We start from the raw sequence: 16,130 nt of genomic DNA, 5'->3' as shown, positions 1-16,130 counted from the left end.
TGGAGGCACGCCGTCAAGGCCGGCTCACCTTCGCCGACGGCCGCCTCACGAGAGGTCCGGCGGCCGCGACATCGGCCAAACCCGCGACGGCCACGCCTAGCGCTCCATCTCGATCATCGAAGCGTCGTGACGGTGCGGCCGGAATAGATGAACAGCCTATGGCCGGAGCCGTCGGTGACCGTGGCGACACGCGGACGGCCGGGTTTGCTCCCGTCGACCTCGTAAGTCGCGATGGTGATGGCATCCGCTTCGTCCCGCGCATTGTAGATCCGCGGGGCGCTCCGCGGCACGCCGGTCTTCCCGATGCGATCGATCCTGACGCGGTATGCCATGCCGGACGCCTCCAACCGGAAGCCTGCGCGGGCCGCTCGGAGTATCCTATTCCCGGCGCAGACCATGCCAAAGCCGTCGGACTTTGGCGTTGACGTGCCAACTTTGCACAGCATCGAGACCGCAGAATTGAAATTTGACGGCTTTCTGAATCTTTGTTCAAGCCAGCGGGCCAGCAGTCGGTAGTACGTTTTTCTGTGGAAGCAATCCCTGGCGCGCAGCACGTGCAGCCACCACGGATACGCCGCCGACACGTCAAACGCGATCAACCGCAAGGATTGATCAGCGGACTATGCTTGTCGCCATCTGTCCTGCTGGAACCGCCGCCGGCTCCCGAGTTGCGAGGATTGACCTCATGATGCTGGTTCCGTGGCGGATCAGCCTGGTCCTTGAGCGCACGCCAGGGCGCGGCCGGCGTTCCAAGACGAGATGGAGGCCGGAAGGCGGCTGAGCCAGAAGGCGATGCCCGGTCAAGGACCGATGAAGATTTTGATAGGGGCCAGATCCACGGTGATCCTCCGGACGATGCTGGTCGGCGTCCGGCGCCGCGCCGACGTGTCGGCCGCCGGCGGCATGCGCCGCCGAGGTTCAAGAACCGGCTGCCGAGATGACGCTTCTGCGCGCGTCAGACGGACTTCTCGCTGAGCCGCTCCCTGTGGAGATCGAGGTTATCCAGCAGGCGCAGCAGGACGGCGGTATCGCCGCTCAGGTCCGTGGTTCTCTGCCGAAGCACCGCCAGCGCCCCGACCTGAGCCTTAAGGCCCTGCTGCGAGGACAGATACGTCCAGACCGCCTGATCGGCCTCGGCAATGCCCGCGGGCTCCTCCGCTTCGAGGAGCGCCCGGAAGACCTGCAAGGTCTGGTCGAGGGTGGTCATGCCCCATAGATCCGATAGAGGGGCGACGTCAGTGTCCAAGCCAGATGGCGGCGCTCAGCACGATCCCGATCGCGCCGATGAACCCGCTGAAGCCCAGCACGAGCCAGGCATCCAGGCTGGGAGGCCGTGCCGCGCGCCTGACGCTGGCGGACGCCGCCTCGGTCTTGCGGGCCAGGGCAATACGCTCGTGCGACGGTGCATTGCCGGCTGCCTCGTCATCCGTCCCGAGCTGCGACAGGCCCGGGTCGTAGGCGGCGATCTTGTCGCCCGTCGCGCCGCTGTCGATGTCGGCATTCAGCATGGCCGTGGTCGGTCGCTCCGAGGCGCCCGGCTCCGGTACGCGCAGGTTGCCGGGCGGCGGCGGGGTCTCGGATCGGAACAGCATGACACATGACTTTCGCAAGAAAGGGCTCTGTTCGCCTCGAGGGTCACGCCCATGCGCGGGTTTCGATGACTTCACCCGGTGCAGCGGCACGGAGCCGAGGCCTTCGACCGCGGCAGACCAGGGCCTCTCCCGGTCGCATCGCTCGCGGGAACGGCTCCGAGTCCCGAACGGGCATGCTCGCTTACGCTGGACCGGCGGCCCGTTCGGCGCCGGGCGCTTCAGCCGCCATTGTTGCTGGAGCCGCCGCTGCTGTTGGGCGCGCCAAGCTCGGGGCGGCTGACATTCCCGCCTGCGGCCGAGCTGCTGCTGAGCGTGTCGACGCCGGTCCCGACTCGGGAGGCCGTGATGTCGTTACCGCCACCCGTGTTGTTGGGCTGTGTTGAGATGATTGATCCCGTCGCGTCGGGATCGCGATAAGACGATTCTTGCGCCAGAGCCGGTGCCGCAGCGGCCAAGGTCGCGATCGCTAGGAGCAGTCGCTTCATAAGATTTCCTGTCGATGAAGGAAGTACCGGCAGCGGTCTCCGCTGCCCGAACGGCGGGCGGACAGATCCGGCTGATGACGAGGCGCCGATGGGTCCGCGGTCTCCTGCTCCAGAGACTGCAGCGGATCAACCAGAAAACGTTCCGCTCTTGATGAAGCTCTTCGGTGCCGCAATGTTCCGTGGTTTAGAGATTTGCGCCGCGATTTTCTTTAGGCTGCATAAGCAATGGCCGCGCGTATTTCGGATTTGTATCAAAAGATGGAATAAAATCGCGGCGCAGTACAATTTATGTTGAAGTATTTGTATCGCCGCTTGGGACATGTTGCAGGGGCTAGACACGAAGGAGCAGCGACGTGACAGCCACTCATCAGCGTGACCACGACGGATCGAGCACCCTCCAGCACCTCGTCACGGTTTTGGTGACAGCACAACTCGGTCGCGCGACCGAAGACCGTGTGGACATCATCACCCGGTTGCAGCACCTGGAACAGGCCGCCTGGACGACGGGCGCGGATCGGCAGACCCTTCAGGTGATCACCTCCGGTCGACGACTCCTCGGCGATGCGAGCGACCTCACGCCGGATGTCCTGAAGCGTCAATCCGCGCGGAAGGCTCGGGCGGATCACTCGCGCTATCTCCGACGTGCCTGAGGCGTCCGGAATCCAGCCGGGGTTGCGCGCGCTGAGGGCCCCGCAGCCTGCGCGGCTAGGGGCCCTCCTGTCGTATCCTGTCAGGCTCGCCGCGGGGCGTTACGGGCAGGAATGGCGCTGGCCATCATTGCCCAGATACGTGCCGCTGCGACGGTCGTACGACCGGAAACGCTGAACGCAGTAGTTGACCGACTCGCCTGCCGGCGCCACCTCCGTCTCGACGGCACCGTATCCCTGCCCGTAGCCGGCCGGGGCATAGCCGCCCCCGTATCCGCCGTATCCGGCAGACCCGTACTCCGTGCCATAGTAGCCGTCGTCGAAGCCGCCGTAGCCATAGCCTAATCCCGCTCCGGCGAGGCCCAGACCGACGCCGAGCCCCAGGCCGCCATAGCCGAAGCCCCGACCCCCGTAGCCCCGACCCCCATAGCCATAGCCCCGGCCCCCAAACCCGCGATTGCCGGCGAAGCCCGTTCCGCGGATTCCGCCGCCCCCGAGGCCTTCGCGTCCACCGAAGCGGCCGCCTGCCAGACCGCCGCCGAAGCGATTGCCGCCAAGTCCGCCTCCGAAGCCGCGACCAGCTCCGCCGCCGAACCCGCCGCCCCGGAAGCTGCCGCCCCCGAAACCGCCACCGTGGAACCCGCCTCCACCACCGAAGCCACTGCGCGCATCGGCGCCGACCGGAAGTATGACCAGCGCACCAAGCGCAGCGGTCGCCATCATGATCGCCTTTTTCATTGTTTTCTGCCAATCAACGATAAATATTTCTTCCATTATGACAACGAGCCATGCGGGAGATTGGGCATGCTACATTATGTCCATATTCGATCGGTCCGCAAAAATATCGGAAAAGACGCACTCGATCTGCGGGACGGCGGTCTCGACGCGGCGGACCCGTCGGAACAGTGTCTCTTCCGACGGGCGCGTCGTCCGATTGCCCCGGGTCGCACCCCTGCCGTTGCCCGCTCCGGGCGAGCGCGACCGAAGCTGTTCCACGCCTCAAGGGCGCCGGCAGGTGCCGTAACAGGACTGACACGTGCGTCGCCGGGATGAAGCCGGTGCGCGCACGGAAGATCAGCCCATCCGGTGGACGTGAGATTCCAATGCATAACAATAATAGCGTCATATGACGCAGTTTTGAAAATGAACATTTTCGTATTATGCCCGTTAAGGGCTTTATTGAGGCAGCTTTTCGGCTGTCGCCACGACAGCCGCCACATCCCTCACCGGATCCGGGCGGGATGTCGCTGCCAGCCGCTGGCGACGGACCATGGGTTCCGAGTCCACACCCGGACCGCCTTGTTTCCCCATCACCGCACAGGATTGCCGGCCAGCCGTGATACAGGACGCATCAAACTTGGTCCCGGACGGTCGGGACGAGGACGGGCCTACTCGGATCGACGTCGCGGCGCTCGCGCGCGAGGTCGCCCGGCACTGCGCCACCTTCCGCGAGCCTGATCTCAGGCTTGCCCTTCGGCAACTGGCCAACACCCTGCTGCCCTACCTGGCCCTCTGCGCTCTCATGGTATGGGGCGCCGTGCAGGGCCACGGCCTGCTCGTCCTCCCCCTCGCGGTGCCGGCCGGCGGCCTGCTCGTGCGGCTGTTCATTCTCCAGCACGATTGCGGGCACGGCTCTTTCCTGTCTTCGCGTCCGGCCAACGACTGGCTCGGCCGGGCCCTCAGCCTGCTGACGCTGACGCCCTACGACAGCTGGAAGCGGGCGCACGCGCTGCACCATGCCTCCACGGGCGACCTCAGCCGCCGTGGCACGGGGGACGTCCACACCCTCACCGTGCGCGAGTATCTCGTGCTGCCGCCTTGGGGTCGTCTGCGCTACCGCCTCTACCGCAACCCGTTCATCCTGATCGTCCTCGGCTCGCCCCTGAACTTTCTCGTCCTGCAGCGGATGCCCTTCGGCGTCGGGCTCCCGTGGCGAACGGCGTGGCGGGACGTGCTCGCCCTCGACCTTGGCCTGACCGTCCTCCTAGGGGCGCTCGCCGTCGCGTCCGGCGGGATCGGGCCGGTGCTCTGGATGGTCCTGCCGACGGTCAGCGTGGCCGCGTGGATCGGGGGCTGGCTGTTCTACGTCCAGCACCAGTACGAGGGGACCGTCTGGGAGGACGGCGAAGCCTGGGACTTCCACCGCGCGGCTCTGGGCGGCAGCTCGTACTACGTCCTGCCGCGCGTGCTGCAATGGTTCACCGGCAATGTCGGCCTGCATCACGTCCATCACCTGAACAGCCGCATCCCCAACTACCGGCTCCAGGCCTGTCTGGAGGGCCACGCGATGCTCGGGCAGGTCGGACGGCTGACCCTGCGCGACAGCCTGCGTTGCCTCGGATTGGCACTCTGGGATGAGGACGCCCGCAGGCTCGTGGGCTTCTCGCGCCTGCGGGTGCTTTGCCCGGCCTGAGGGCGGCGTCACGGACGGCCCCACAGGCCCGGTCTTCGGCGGAGACGCCTTCGGACGCGGGCCTGCCCAGCGTTTCATGTTGCGGTGCAACAAGTGACCGATGCACGGGTTGTCCCACTGCTACCCTCGCACCGACCGGTGAGGGACGGCATCGGGTTACGCGCTCGCCGAGCGGGTCCTGGATGCTGCCACCCCGTGGAAAGTCTCAACCCCCGATGCGCTTCGTCCCGACCACTCTCACGATTCTCGCCGCCCTCGCGCCGTTGCCGGCGTTGGCATCGTCCTGCGCCGAGCAGATCGGCACCATCGAGCGGCGCCTCGACAGCGCCGGTGCCATCCAGGTGACCGGCCTGCAGGCGGGTCACGCCCTTCGAACCGGATCGCCCCGGGGCGTACAGGCTGCCCGCCTCGATGCTCCGAGTGATCCCATCCTGGTCTCGACGCCCGAGCGCGTGGCGCACGCCAAGACCCTCATCGTCCGGGCCGCCGACGAGGACAGGCGCGGCGACAAGAGGGCGTGCGAGAACACCATGAGCGAGGTCAAGGGCATGATCGGCGCGTTGCCGTAGCCGGACCCGATCGAAGCCGGCAGAGCCTCCCACGAAAGCGCCGCGATGAGCCAGAACCTCGGGACCATCCCTTCGAGCCCGTCGAAGTTGGCCATCGACCGGCCGCGTGCGTTGGCGCGCCGGTTCAGCAACGTCGCCGGAAGCCGGGACTACGACCTGTTCGTTCCGTCCGGATACGCGGGGGCTCCGCTTCCGCTGGTGGTGATGCTGCACGGCTGCTCGCAGACAGCGCGCGACTTCGCCATCGGCACGCGGATGGACGTGCTGGCGGAGGCGCAGGGCTTCCTCGTCGCCTATCCCGACCAGCCGCGCTCGGCCAACCTCGCCAAGAGCTGGAACTGGTTCAGGGACAAGGATCAGAGACGCGGCAGCGGCGAGCCGTCGATCGTCGCCGGCCTGACGCGTGCGATCATGGCCGCGTTCAACGTCGACCCATCGCGGGTCTACGTCGCCGGTCTGTCCTCGGGCGGCGCGGCCGCCGCGGTCCTGGCGATGATGTATCCGGATCTCTACGCGGCCGTCGGCATCCATTCCGGACTGGCGTGCGGTTCGGCCGGCTCGATGTCGGCCGCCTTCTCCACGATGCGTCGGGGTGCCCTGCTCCAGCCGGTACAGGCCGTGCAGCCGGTGCCGACCATCGTCTTTCACGGAGACAGGGATACGACCGTCTCGCCCGTCAACGGCGACCAAGCCCTCGCCCAGGCGCGGCCCGAGGGACGGCTGACCGGCGCCACCGTCGCGGGACGCTCGGAGGGCGGGATGGCGTATACGCGGACGGTCCTGACCGAACCGGGTGGCCCGTGGTCCGCGGAGCACTGGGTCCTGCACGGCGCGGACCACGCCTGGGCCGGCGGCCACCCGGCCGGCTCGCACACTGATCCGAGCGGCCCCGATGCCAGCCGCGAGATGCTGCGCTTCTTCCTGTCGCAAGCCAAACAGCCGCGCGCGCACCGACAATGACGCGCGTCCCGGAGGCGCGAGACCGAATTGGTTCATGAGGAGCGCATCTTGGTCGATCTCCGCATCCACCACCGGACGACGTATCGCTACAGCCAGCCGGTCGGGCTCGGACCGCACCGGCTGATGCTGCGACCGCGGGAGACCCGGGACCTGCGGCTGCTCTCGAGCGACGTCCGGGTGACGCCGGACGCGACGCTGACCTGGGCCTACGACGTGGCCGGGAACGCCGTCGCGACGGCCAGCTTCGCGACATCGTCCGACAGCCTCGTCATCGACAGCCGGGTCCACATCGCGCTGTCCGCTTCCGCCTATCCGGTCTTCGACATCGCCGCCACGGCCATCGCGTTTCCCTTCCGCTACGCCGATGACGAATGGACGGATCTCGGCGCCCTGACGATGCGCCAGTACCCGGATGGGGGGCGCCTGCAATCCTGGGCCCAGGGCTTTGTGGCGGGCTGCCCGACCGACACCCTGTCGCTCCTCAAGGACATCAATGCCGGTGTGGGCAGCGGCATCACCTATCATGCCCGGGAGGATGCGGGCACGCAGACGCCGGACCAGACCTTGTCGTCGGGCCAGGGCTCCTGCCGGGATCTCGCCACGCTCTTCGTCGAGGCCGTCCGGAGCCTCGGCTTCGGCGCACGGATCGTGTCGGGCTATCTGCACGACCCCACGCGCAGCCTGCTCGGATCGGCCGATGCCGGGTCCACCCACGCCTGGGCGGAGGTCTACCTGCCGGGCGCCGGCTGGGTGACCTTCGATCCGACCAATCGCGGCGTGGGCGGTGCCAATCTGATGCCGGTCGCCGTGGCGCGCGACATCCGCCAAGCCATGCCGGTGACGGGCAGCTTCATCGGGCCCGCCGACGCCTTCCGCGACATGGCCGTCTCCGTCGCGGTTTCGGCATGACGCGCCGGCTCGGGCCGGAGGCGGGGATTGGCTCATCGCGGCGCCGGCGGCGTGCCGGACAGCGTCGCTGCGATCCGTAAGGCCATGTCGGACCGAGCGTCGAGGACGCGGCAGAATTAGGAACGAGCCGGGCCCGGGCACGGTTCACCTTCTAATGGAAACCTATGTCCTTGTCGTCGCCGGGTTTGGTGTCCTGGTGCTTCTGACGGCATGGCTGCCGATGGTGCTCCGGGCGCTCCCCCTGTCCCTGCCCATCTGCTGCGTCGGCATCGGCGCCGCTCTCTCCGCAATCCCGGCTGTGGCCGACCTCACGCCCCACCCGAGCCTGCACCTGAAGCTCATCGAGCACGCCACCGAGGCCGTCGTCGTCATCTCGCTCATGGGTGCAGGCCTGAAGATCGACCGGCTCATCGGCTGGAAACGCTGGGTTGTGACGTGGCGGCTGCTCGGCATCGCGATGCCGCTGACGATCCTGGCCCTGACGGCCTTGGCTTCAACCCTGCTCGGACTCGGGGTCGCCGCGGCGTTGCTGCTGGGTTCGTCCCTGGCGCCCACGGATCCGGTGCTCGCGTCCGACGTCCAGGTCGGCCACCCGGCCGGGGACCACGAGGACGAGCCGCGCTTCGCCCTGACCTCCGAGGCCGGGCTCAACGACGGCCTCGCCTTCCCGTTCGTGAACCTGGCCATCGCGCTCGCTGCAGGAGGCGGCCTAGCCGGCCTGTCTTGGTCGCACTGGCTGGCGGTGGACGTTTTCTGGAAGATCGCAGTGGGGGCCGTGCTCGGGGCGGTCATCGGCCCGGGGCTCGGCTGGCTGACCTTTCACCTCCCGAACCTGTCGAAGCTCTCCCGGACCGGCGACGGCTTCGTGGCCCTGGGCGTGACATGCCTTGCCTACGGTGTCGTCCAGGCGGTCGACGGCTACGGCTTCATCGGCGTGTTCGCCGCGGCCCTGGCGCTCCGCTCCTCGAGCCGGGGGCATGCCTATCATCGCAAGATGCACGACTACGTCGAGGAACTGGAACGCCTCATGATGATGGTGCTGCTGGTCGGCTTCGGCGCCGTACTCATCGGTGGAGGCCTTCTCCAGGCTCTCACTTGGCAAGCCGTCGTTTTTGCCCTGCTCGCCCTGCTGGTCGTTCGTCCCCTAAGCGGGTGGATTGGCATGCTGGGGAGTGCCCGAGCGCTGGAAGAGCGCGCAGTCGTGAGCTTCTTTGGCATCCGAGGGCTCGGGACCGCCTTCTATCTCGGCTATGCTTGCGGACATGCCCCGTTTGAGCACGCGGACCTTCTATGGGCCACGGCCGGTCTGACGGTTCTGATCTCGATCCTCATGCATGGCGTCACGGTCACACCGACCCAGCGTCTGGTCGACCGCCGGATAGGCCGTAAGACGGACAGCTCACAGCCCGACTTGCAGTTTACGTTACCATGACGATGAAGCCGCCCCGGAACCACGCCGCCTTCTGCGCCGACCGTCAACCCGCTGCCTTCAGAGTGTCCGATGGTCGGGGTCCGTCTGCTTCTCCGCCCAACCTTCTCCAAATCGGACCGGCGGCTTACGGCCAGCATCTGCCGTCGCCCGGTGCCCGGACGAACGTCTCAGATGGGTGGAAAGCCGCTGGTCCGCTCCAGGCGTCGTGTCGCCGAAAGCGGACCTTGCGGCTCAAGCTCAGGACCCGGAGTACTGTCCTTCGGTGACCTGCTCCATCCAAGTCACGGCCTTGCCGTCGAGACGCTCCTGGATTGCGACGTGCGCCATTGCTGTGGTCGCGGTGGCCCCATGCCAATGCTTCTCGTTCGGCTCGAACCAAACGACGTCGCCCGGCGCGATTTCCTCGATCGGACCGCCCTCGCGCTGAACCCACCCGCGTCCGAACGTGACGATCAGCGTCTGGCCAAGCGGGTGCGTGTGCCACGCCGTCCGTGCGCCCGGCTCGAAGGTAACGCTCGCCATCGCGACGCGGGCAGGATCAGGTGCGCTGTGGAGCGGATCGATCCGCACCGTGCCGGTGAACCACTCGGACGGTCCTTGGCCCGAAGGCTGGCTTCCGCTGCGCTTGATGTCCATGCGATCTTTCCTCCGTCGTCCTGAAAACGCCGCTCAGAGCGACCAGCCGCCATCGACCGAGATCGATGCGCCGGTCACGAACGCCCCGAGGTCCGAGCACATCCACAGGACGGCTTCCGCGATCTCCTCGGGCTTGCCAAGCCGCCCGACCGGCTCAAGGTTGATCGCCTTCTGAATGTCGCCGCCCGTGAAGCGATCCATCATCGGCGTCTCGATGTTTCCGGGCAGGACGGCATTCACCCGGATGTTCGCCTTGGCATAATCGAGGGCGGCCGACTTGGTGAGGCCGATGAGGGCGTGCTTGGAGGCGGCGTAGCTCGCGCCGCCCGCCACGCCCCTGATGCCCGCGCCGGACGACGTATTGACCACCACGCCGCTGCCCTGACGCAGCATCTGCGCAATCTCGTGCTTCATGCACACGAATGTGCCGCGCAGATTGATGCCGAGGATGCGGTCCCACTCGTCAAGGGCGATCTCGTGGACAGGAGCGGCCCTGTTCTCAACACCGGCATTGTTGAAGGCGCAGTCCATGCGGCCGAACCGCTCGACGGCTTTGGTGACCGCCGCCTCGACGTCCTCCGGCACCGACACATCGCACCGGATCGCAAGCGCCTCGCCGCCCTCCGCTTCGATCTCGGCGCGAAGCTGATCGAGCCCAGCCTCGGTCCGGTCGGTGATCGCCACTCGCGCGCCTTCCCGCGCAAATGCGATGGCGGCGGCGCGGCCGATGCCGCTGGCCGCACCCGTGATGAAGGCGACTTTCCCGGTGAAACGGCGCATGTCTAGATCCCTCGGCTGAATTCGTTGGGCCGGACGTAGACATTGTCCCGGTCGCTGATCAGCCGTTCGCCCCTCAACGGAACGATGAGCGCTGCTCATCGTCGGAACGGGTGGCCTCTACAATCCGAGCGGCTTTGCCTCGCGGATTAGATCGATGAGGAGCCGCAATCCCGTCGGCAGTTGGCGACGACCGGGATAGTAGAGGTGGAAGCCCGATCCTACAGGAGCCCATTCTGCCAGGACGATGCGAAGTTCGCCGCGGGCGACCGAGGGGCCGACACACGCCTCCGGGAGGTAGGCGAGGCCACCACCCGCCGCCGCGAGCGACAGGGCAAACTGCGTGTTGTCGAGCGTCACCGCGCCTGGGACGTTGAGCGCGATGGCCTCGTCCTTCCTCTCGAACTCCCACCGGTAGAGGCTCTCGTCGCCGAGGCGGATGCGCAGGCATTGGTGGTCTGCGAGGGCGCGCGGATGATCGGGCGTCCCATTCCGATCGAGATAAGCTGGAGCGCCGACCACGACCCAGCGCAGATCGGCTGACAGGCGCTGCGCCACCATGTCCTGCGGGACCGTTCCGCCGTATCGGATGCCCGCATCGGCTCCGGCCTCCACGACGTCGAGCAGATCGTTGGACACGCGAACGTCGATCTCGACCTGCGGGTGGCGCTGGTGGAAGAGAGGCAGCACAGGGGCGAGCAGCAACGTGCTAGCATGTTCGAGCACGTTGAGGCGGATGCGCCCCGTCGCCTTCGTCGGCTCTCGGTGCTGGTTGAGAATATCGAGCGCGGAACCGATCGCCGCGAACGGAGCGTCCAGTGATGCGAGCAGATCCTCGCCCGCCGCGGTCAGCGTGACGCTGCGACTGGTGCGGTTTAGGAGGCGGACGCCGAGGCGCGCCTCCATCGCCTTGAGCGCGTGGCTGAGCGCAGAGGCGCTGACGCCAAGTTCCAGGCCCGCCCTCCGGAAGCTGCGGTGGCGCGCGATGGTCAGGAACGTCCCGAGGTCGGCCAGTTCGGCTCGATTAATCCGCATCGGGGCAGTGAAATGTCTGCTAGCGGGAAAGCAATCCGTATCGCGTCATGACCGGGTTGGGTCGTTTACAGACCATCGCTTTTCCCGCGGCGGCTCTCCGAAGCGCCTACTCCGCTTACGGCCGTTCTCGGTCGTCGCCTACGACGGCTGTTTGACCCCGTATCGGGCGAGGAACACAGCCACCGCCTCGTCGACAACGACGGGGTCGTTCGCGGCGCCCCGCACGCCGCCCTTGACCCCCATGACACCCGGCCAGATCACGAACTCCTGGATCAACCCCATGAACTGGCGCGCCGCGAACTCGGGTCGGTCGCACGCCAGGAGGCGGCGTTCCGTCAACTCCGCCAGCACCGCCGCGAACGCCGCCACGAGCGGCGCCTTGCCTGCCTGGTAGAACGCCTCGGCGATCCAGGGCAGGTGGCGGGACTCCGCGATCACCAAGCGCGTGAACGCGATCTGGTCCGTCTCGTGGACGAAGCGCAGAAGGGATCGCGCGATGCGGCGCAGCACATCCTCGGCATCGGCGGCCAAGTCCAGCGACGGGGCGGACACCGCCGCAACCTCGGTGCGGATGGCCTCCCAATGCCGGTCCACCACCGCGCGGAACACCGCGTCCTTGCTGCCGAACTGGTTGTACACCGTCTGGCGGGACACCCCCGCGGCGCGGCCGACCTGATCGAGGTTGACCCCGTCGTATCCGGCATCGAGGAACAGCCGGCGTGCGGCGTCCAGGATCGCGGTCGAGGTATCCGCACCGGAAGCGACCGCCGCGCCCTCCGCATCACCCCCTGTAACCGTGCCGCGTCGCGCCATTCGTCGCCCTCACTTTACTTTACTGTAAAGTACACATATCACGTCCATCCCATCGGGTGAACCGCGCCGCATCGAAGACGCGCGGTTGCCCCCGATCCGGGAGGCCGCCATGTCCCTACACCATCCCGTTCCTGGTCCTGCCGTCGGCGAAGTCTCGCCCGCAATGCCGCGCCCTGCGGTGGCATGGTACGGCGTCACCGTCCTGTTCGTGGTGCAGATCTTCTCGTTCGTCGACCGCCAGGCGCTGAGCCTGCTCATCGCCCCGATCAAGGCCGATCTCGGCATGTCGGACACGGAGGTCAGCCTCGTCATCGGCCTTGGCTTCGCCCTGGCCTACGCCGTCGCCGGCCTGCCCATCGGCCGCTTGGTGGACCGCGTCTCCCGCCCCGCCCTCCTCGCGGCCGGGCTCACCCTCTGGTGCGGCTGCACCTTCATGTGCGGCTTCGTCCGTTCCTTCCCGCAACTCGCGCTCGCGCGTTCCGGCGTCGGCATCGGCGAGGCCACCGGCACCCCCGTGGTCGTCTCCTTGCTCGGCGATTGGTTCCCCCCGCACCGGCGCGGGCTGGCCTTCGCGGTGTTCGCGGTCTCGGCCTATGTCGGCACCGGGCTGGCACTGGTGGCGGGCAGCGCCATCGTCCACGCCTTCGACGGTATCTCCGCGGTCGAGGCGCCCCTCGTCGGCGCCGTGCGCACGTGGCAGGTAGTGTTCCTGCTGATCGGCCCGCCCGGCCTGCTGGTCATTCCGTTCGTCCTGTCGCTGTTCGAGCCTCGGCGGTCCGCGCGTGCGAGGGGCCGGACCGCGCCGGCCTCGGAGGCACCCGGCCTGTCGCAGGTCGTGGCCCACTACCGCCGACACTGGTTCGCCTTCACGACGCAGCACGCGGCGAGCACGTTGCTGGCCATGCTGTTCTACGGCACCGGGGCCTGGGTGCCCGAGTTCCTACGCCGGACCTACGGCCTGCCGATCGCCCAGGGCGGCCTGTGGTTCGGCCTGGTCACCGTCGTGGCCGGGACGGTGGGGGTCCTCGCGGGAGGGGTGATCTCCGACCGCCTGATCAAGGCCGGGCGCACCGACGCGCGCCTGCGGGTGACCGGGTTCGCGGCGCTCGGCGCCCTGCCGTTCGCCGCCGCCTTTCCCCACGCAGCGACGCCGGGGCTCGCGCTCGTCCTGGCCGGGGGGATGATCGTCTTCACTGCGGCGATCTCGACCACCGGCTCGACGGGCGTGCAGGAACTCGCCCCAGCACGGATGCGCGGCACCGCCTCGGCGGTCTACCTGTTCGTCTTCAACGGCCTCGGCCTGTCCCTCGGCCCGACCGTGTTCGCGCTGCTCACGGACCGAGCGTTCGGCGACGAGGCGCTGCTATGGCGCGCCCTCGCTGTCGGCGCGCCGGCCTTGGCCATCCTCGCCGCGATGGCCTCCTTTGCGGGGCTCCGCGCCTACCGCACCTGCGTGGCCGCCAACGCCGCCGAAGCGCCGCCGTCCCTGGCACATGACGCCGGGCCAGAAGCGGCGCTGGCGACCCGTGCCTGAGGAGACCGTGATGACCGAGTCGACCGCCCCCACCCCGCGGCCCGAGGTGGCCTGGAGCCGCCTGTCGGCCGAGGCCCTGAACGACCTAGCCCGCCGGGACGCCGTCGTGCTGCTGCCGGTGGCCTCCACCGAGCAGCACGGGCCGCACATCCCCACCGGCGTCGACGACTTCCTCGGCACCGCAATCTGCCACCGGACCGCCGAACGTCTCGCGCCCGACCACCCGGCCGTCGTCGCCCCCACGCTCTGGTGCGGGTTGGCCGAGCATCACGTGGCCTTCGGCGGCACCTTCACCCTATCCCTGTCCACCTACCATGCCCTGTTGCGCGACCTGTGCCGGTCGATCCTGGGGGCGGGCTTCCGCCGGATCGTGCTGGTCAACAGCCACGGCGGCAACATCGCCGCGCTGTCGGCGCTCGCCGTGGAACTGACACGCGAGCTCGACGCGGCAATCGCTACGGTGACGTATTTCGTCGAGGCCGCCGACGCGGTGGCGGGCATCCTGGAAGACCAGGCCAACGTGATGCACGCCTGCGAGGGCGAGACCGCGATGATGATGGCGCTCGCCCCCGACCTCGTCGACGCGGCGCGCCTTCCCGAGGCGCACGGGCCGGCGTTCGACGTGGCGGCCTCGCTGCTGCCGACGCTCCGGCGGGTGCGCGCTTGGGAGGATGTCTCGCCCGGCGGTGTCGCCGGGGACGCTCGTCGGGCCACCGCGAACAAGGGCGAGGCCTTGCTCGATGCCTGCGCCGGGGCGCTCGCCGACCGCTTGCGGGCCGGCGAACCCTGGGCGTGACGGTGTCACCGCGGACGGACGGAGGGCACCATGAGCGCGAATGAGATACCCGCGCCCTATCGGGTCGGCGATGCGAGCGTGACGAAGATCCCGGAGATCATCGCCGACTTTCCGGCTGGCAAGCTCCTGCCGGGTTACGAGCCGGCCGCGCTGCCGCCGCATCGAGACGGATCGAGAACCTTGGGCGGTGACGGCGGCCACCTGCCCCTATCCATCCACTCGTGGCTCGTCCGGGTCGGGGCCATGACCGTGCTGGTCGATTCCGGCGTCGGCAACGGCAAGCATCGGGCGTCGACGCTGTTCGATAGGCTCGACACGCCTTGGCTCGACCGGCTCGCCGCTGCGGGAGCGCGGCCGGACGACGTCACACACGTCCTGCTGACCCACCTGCACACCGACCATGTCGGCTGGAACACCGTGCCCGGTCCGGACGGATGGGTGCCGACCTTCCCCAACGCGCGCACCCTTATGCCTCGCCTTGGGTACGAATTGTTCACGGCGCCGGGGGGCCGTTCGCGCCCGAACCACGACATGTTCGCCGACAGCGTCCTGCCCGTCGTCGAGGCGGGTCTCGCGGAGTTCGTGCCGCCGGAGGGTGGCGAGGTGCTGTCCGGCTTCACCTACCTACCCACCCCGGGGCACAGCCGGGACCACATGTCGATCATCTTCCGAGCGGAAGGGCGGGAAGCGCTGTTCGCTGGCGACGTGCTGCATCACCCGGTGCAGGTCGCCCGCCCGGACTTGAGCTCGATGTTCTGCGAGGCACCCGAAGAGGCGCGCCGGTCCCGGGGCCGCATGCTCGATCTCGCCGCCGAGCGGGGGCTGACTTGGTTCAGTTCGCATTGCGCCGGGTCGTCCGCCGGAACGGTGACCCGGGATGGGGAACGGTTCGCCTGGTCGTTCCGTGGGGCTGACGCGCCGCTGCGTTCGATGCCGTCTCCCGACCGGGGCCGTGGCGCATGACCGGGCTCGTCCGTTACCCCTCGCCCCTTCCGGCGCCGCTGTCCAAGGCCGTGCGGGCCGGCGACCTGTTGTTCCTGTCCGGCCAGACCCCGCGGGGAGACGACCTCAGGCCTGTGCGGGGCAGCATCGAGGTGCAGACGGAGGCCGTGATCGCGGCGGTCCGGTCGTCGCTCGCGGAGTTTGGGCTGGACCTTTCCTCCGTCGTCCGCTGCACCGTGTGGCTGTCGGACCTCGACCTGATGCCGCGGTTCAATGCCGTGTACGCCGCACATTTCGGCGCGCACCTCCCGGCCCGCAGCACCGTGGAGGCGAAGCTGGTCGGAGGGGTCGACGTCGAGATCGAGGTGACGGCCCATGTAACGTCAGTCTCGAAGACGTCGCCGAGCCGAGCGAAGGTATCGTAGGCTGACCGTCTCAAGACCAGCGTGGGATGTTCCCTGAGCAGGTAGGTGAGTGGGCGTTGTATACGGAGATGGCTTCCCGGCCTTCGGCGAGGCACATCAGGATAACGAACGCCATCAATCCCCTCGTGCCCCGCACTTGTCGCCGGCCCTTGCCTGCACCGAGGC

19 protein-coding genes are annotated in these 16,130 nt (G+C 68.1%); 10 read left to right on the top strand and 9 right to left on the bottom strand.

Features of this window, described 5'->3' with window-relative positions:
- Positions 1-113: 113 nt before the first annotated feature.
- The 4 genes from LXM90_RS10335 to LXM90_RS10320 form a co-directional block, all read right to left on the bottom strand.
- Positions 114-605: a hypothetical protein gene (locus LXM90_RS10335; RefSeq protein ID WP_205834012.1), complete on the bottom strand. Its 492-nt coding sequence runs from the start codon at positions 603-605 to the stop codon at positions 114-116.
- Between the two features lie 350 nt (positions 606-955).
- Positions 956-1,207, bottom strand: a complete 252-nt coding sequence (locus LXM90_RS10330; protein ID WP_234082578.1) for a hypothetical protein — start codon at positions 1,205-1,207, stop codon at positions 956-958.
- Positions 1,208-1,235: 28 nt separating this feature from the next.
- A complete protein-coding gene (locus tag LXM90_RS10325; protein WP_042669323.1) occupies positions 1,236-1,592 on the bottom strand; it encodes a hypothetical protein in 357 nt (118 codons plus the stop codon).
- A gap of 218 nt (positions 1,593-1,810) precedes the next feature.
- Positions 1,811-2,077, bottom strand: a complete 267-nt coding sequence (locus LXM90_RS10320) for a hypothetical protein (RefSeq protein ID WP_128083234.1) — start codon at positions 2,075-2,077, stop codon at positions 1,811-1,813.
- Between the two features lie 353 nt (positions 2,078-2,430).
- Between LXM90_RS10320 and LXM90_RS10315 the strand changes: the two genes are divergently transcribed.
- Positions 2,431-2,727 (top strand): hypothetical protein, encoded by a 297-nt coding sequence (locus LXM90_RS10315; protein ID WP_128083233.1) that lies wholly within the window; start codon positions 2,431-2,433, stop codon positions 2,725-2,727.
- A 99-nt stretch (positions 2,728-2,826) separates the two neighbouring features.
- On the opposite strand, the gene LXM90_RS10310 is transcribed toward LXM90_RS10315, so the two are convergent.
- The gene (locus LXM90_RS10310; RefSeq protein WP_081636583.1) at positions 2,827-3,462 is read right to left on the bottom strand and encodes a BA14K family protein; all 636 of its coding nucleotides are present in this window, start codon (positions 3,460-3,462) and stop codon (positions 2,827-2,829) included.
- 619 nt (positions 3,463-4,081) lie between these two features.
- Between LXM90_RS10310 and LXM90_RS10305 the strand changes: the two genes are divergently transcribed.
- The 5 genes from LXM90_RS10305 (at position 4,082) to LXM90_RS10285 (ending at position 9,007) form a co-directional block, all read left to right on the top strand.
- The gene (locus LXM90_RS10305) at positions 4,082-5,137 is read left to right on the top strand and encodes a fatty acid desaturase (RefSeq protein WP_020096199.1); all 1,056 of its coding nucleotides are present in this window, start codon (positions 4,082-4,084) and stop codon (positions 5,135-5,137) included.
- A 215-nt stretch (positions 5,138-5,352) separates the two neighbouring features.
- Positions 5,353-5,706 (top strand): hypothetical protein, encoded by a 354-nt coding sequence (locus LXM90_RS10300; RefSeq protein WP_020096198.1) that lies wholly within the window; start codon positions 5,353-5,355, stop codon positions 5,704-5,706.
- A 45-nt stretch (positions 5,707-5,751) separates the two neighbouring features.
- Positions 5,752-6,666, top strand: coding sequence for an alpha/beta hydrolase family esterase (locus LXM90_RS10295; RefSeq protein WP_020096197.1), 915 nt, complete (start codon positions 5,752-5,754; stop codon positions 6,664-6,666).
- A 48-nt stretch (positions 6,667-6,714) separates the two neighbouring features.
- Positions 6,715-7,575 (top strand): transglutaminase family protein, encoded by an 861-nt coding sequence (locus tag LXM90_RS10290; protein WP_020096196.1) that lies wholly within the window; start codon positions 6,715-6,717, stop codon positions 7,573-7,575.
- Between the two features lie 154 nt (positions 7,576-7,729).
- Positions 7,730-9,007 (top strand): cation:proton antiporter, encoded by a 1,278-nt coding sequence (locus LXM90_RS10285; RefSeq protein ID WP_020096195.1) that lies wholly within the window; start codon positions 7,730-7,732, stop codon positions 9,005-9,007.
- A 237-nt stretch (positions 9,008-9,244) separates the two neighbouring features.
- On the opposite strand, the gene LXM90_RS10280 is transcribed toward LXM90_RS10285, so the two are convergent.
- From LXM90_RS10280 to LXM90_RS10265, 4 genes are all read right to left on the bottom strand, one after another.
- Positions 9,245-9,643, bottom strand: coding sequence for a cupin domain-containing protein (locus LXM90_RS10280; RefSeq protein WP_234082576.1), 399 nt, complete (start codon positions 9,641-9,643; stop codon positions 9,245-9,247).
- A gap of 33 nt (positions 9,644-9,676) precedes the next feature.
- The gene (locus LXM90_RS10275; RefSeq protein WP_234082573.1) at positions 9,677-10,423 is read right to left on the bottom strand and encodes an SDR family NAD(P)-dependent oxidoreductase; all 747 of its coding nucleotides are present in this window, start codon (positions 10,421-10,423) and stop codon (positions 9,677-9,679) included.
- Positions 10,424-10,540: 117 nt separating this feature from the next.
- Positions 10,541-11,455 carry a LysR family transcriptional regulator gene (locus tag LXM90_RS10270; protein ID WP_234082570.1) on the bottom strand — a complete coding sequence of 305 codons (915 nt, stop codon included), beginning with the start codon at positions 11,453-11,455 and terminating at the stop codon, positions 10,541-10,543.
- Between the two features lie 138 nt (positions 11,456-11,593).
- Positions 11,594-12,268, bottom strand: a complete 675-nt coding sequence (locus LXM90_RS10265; protein WP_234082568.1) for a TetR/AcrR family transcriptional regulator — start codon at positions 12,266-12,268, stop codon at positions 11,594-11,596.
- 163 nt (positions 12,269-12,431) lie between these two features.
- On the opposite strand from LXM90_RS10265, the gene LXM90_RS10260 reads away from it, so the two are divergent.
- Genes LXM90_RS10260 through LXM90_RS10245 form a run of 4 tightly spaced genes read left to right on the top strand, consistent with a single transcriptional unit; the run spans position 12,432 to position 15,965 of the window.
- A complete protein-coding gene (locus LXM90_RS10260; RefSeq protein WP_234082565.1) occupies positions 12,432-13,802 on the top strand; it encodes an MFS transporter in 1,371 nt (456 codons plus the stop codon).
- A gap of 10 nt (positions 13,803-13,812) precedes the next feature.
- Positions 13,813-14,598 (top strand): creatininase family protein, encoded by a 786-nt coding sequence (locus LXM90_RS10255; RefSeq protein ID WP_234082563.1) that lies wholly within the window; start codon positions 13,813-13,815, stop codon positions 14,596-14,598.
- 30 nt (positions 14,599-14,628) lie between these two features.
- A complete protein-coding gene (locus tag LXM90_RS10250) occupies positions 14,629-15,561 on the top strand; it encodes an MBL fold metallo-hydrolase (RefSeq protein ID WP_234082560.1) in 933 nt (310 codons plus the stop codon).
- A complete protein-coding gene (locus LXM90_RS10245) occupies positions 15,558-15,965 on the top strand; it encodes a RidA family protein (protein ID WP_234082559.1) in 408 nt (135 codons plus the stop codon). The genes LXM90_RS10250 and LXM90_RS10245 overlap by 4 nt, the downstream gene beginning before the upstream one ends.
- The last annotated feature ends 165 nt before the right edge of the window (positions 15,966-16,130 follow it).

The sequence above is a fragment of the Methylobacterium oryzae genome, from assembly GCF_021398735.1.
Taxonomy (GTDB): Bacteria; Pseudomonadota; Alphaproteobacteria; order Rhizobiales; family Beijerinckiaceae; genus Methylobacterium.
This window is presented reverse-complemented; position numbering and strand designations above follow the sequence as displayed.

Bases quoted from the DNA above. Each gene is read 5' to 3' on its own strand.
- LXM90_RS10330 (WP_234082578.1), bottom strand. From the start codon at position 1,207: ATGACCACCCTCGACCAGACCTTGCAGGTCTTCCGGGCGCTCCTCGAA.
- LXM90_RS10325 (WP_042669323.1), bottom strand. From the start codon at position 1,592: ATGCTGTTCCGATCCGAGACCCCGCCGCCGCCCGGCAACCTGCGCGTA.
- LXM90_RS10320 (WP_128083234.1), bottom strand. From the start codon at position 2,077: ATGAAGCGACTGCTCCTAGCGATCGCGACCTTGGCCGCTGCGGCACCG.
- LXM90_RS10310 (WP_081636583.1), bottom strand. From the start codon at position 3,462: ATGAAAAAGGCGATCATGATGGCGACCGCTGCGCTTGGTGCGCTGGTC.
- LXM90_RS10300 (WP_020096198.1), top strand. From the start codon at position 5,353: ATGCGCTTCGTCCCGACCACTCTCACGATTCTCGCCGCCCTCGCGCCG.
- LXM90_RS10295 (WP_020096197.1), top strand. From the start codon at position 5,752: ATGAGCCAGAACCTCGGGACCATCCCTTCGAGCCCGTCGAAGTTGGCC.
- LXM90_RS10285 (WP_020096195.1), top strand. From the start codon at position 7,730: ATGGAAACCTATGTCCTTGTCGTCGCCGGGTTTGGTGTCCTGGTGCTT.
- LXM90_RS10280 (WP_234082576.1), bottom strand. From the start codon at position 9,643: ATGGACATCAAGCGCAGCGGAAGCCAGCCTTCGGGCCAAGGACCGTCC.
- LXM90_RS10275 (WP_234082573.1), bottom strand. From the start codon at position 10,423: ATGCGCCGTTTCACCGGGAAAGTCGCCTTCATCACGGGTGCGGCCAGC.
- LXM90_RS10270 (WP_234082570.1), bottom strand. From the start codon at position 11,455: ATGCGGATTAATCGAGCCGAACTGGCCGACCTCGGGACGTTCCTGACC.
- LXM90_RS10265 (WP_234082568.1), bottom strand. From the start codon at position 12,268: ATGGCGCGACGCGGCACGGTTACAGGGGGTGATGCGGAGGGCGCGGCG.
- LXM90_RS10260 (WP_234082565.1), top strand. From the start codon at position 12,432: ATGCCGCGCCCTGCGGTGGCATGGTACGGCGTCACCGTCCTGTTCGTG.
- LXM90_RS10255 (WP_234082563.1), top strand. From the start codon at position 13,813: ATGACCGAGTCGACCGCCCCCACCCCGCGGCCCGAGGTGGCCTGGAGC.
- LXM90_RS10250 (WP_234082560.1), top strand. From the start codon at position 14,629: ATGAGCGCGAATGAGATACCCGCGCCCTATCGGGTCGGCGATGCGAGC.
- LXM90_RS10245 (WP_234082559.1), top strand. From the start codon at position 15,558: ATGACCGGGCTCGTCCGTTACCCCTCGCCCCTTCCGGCGCCGCTGTCC.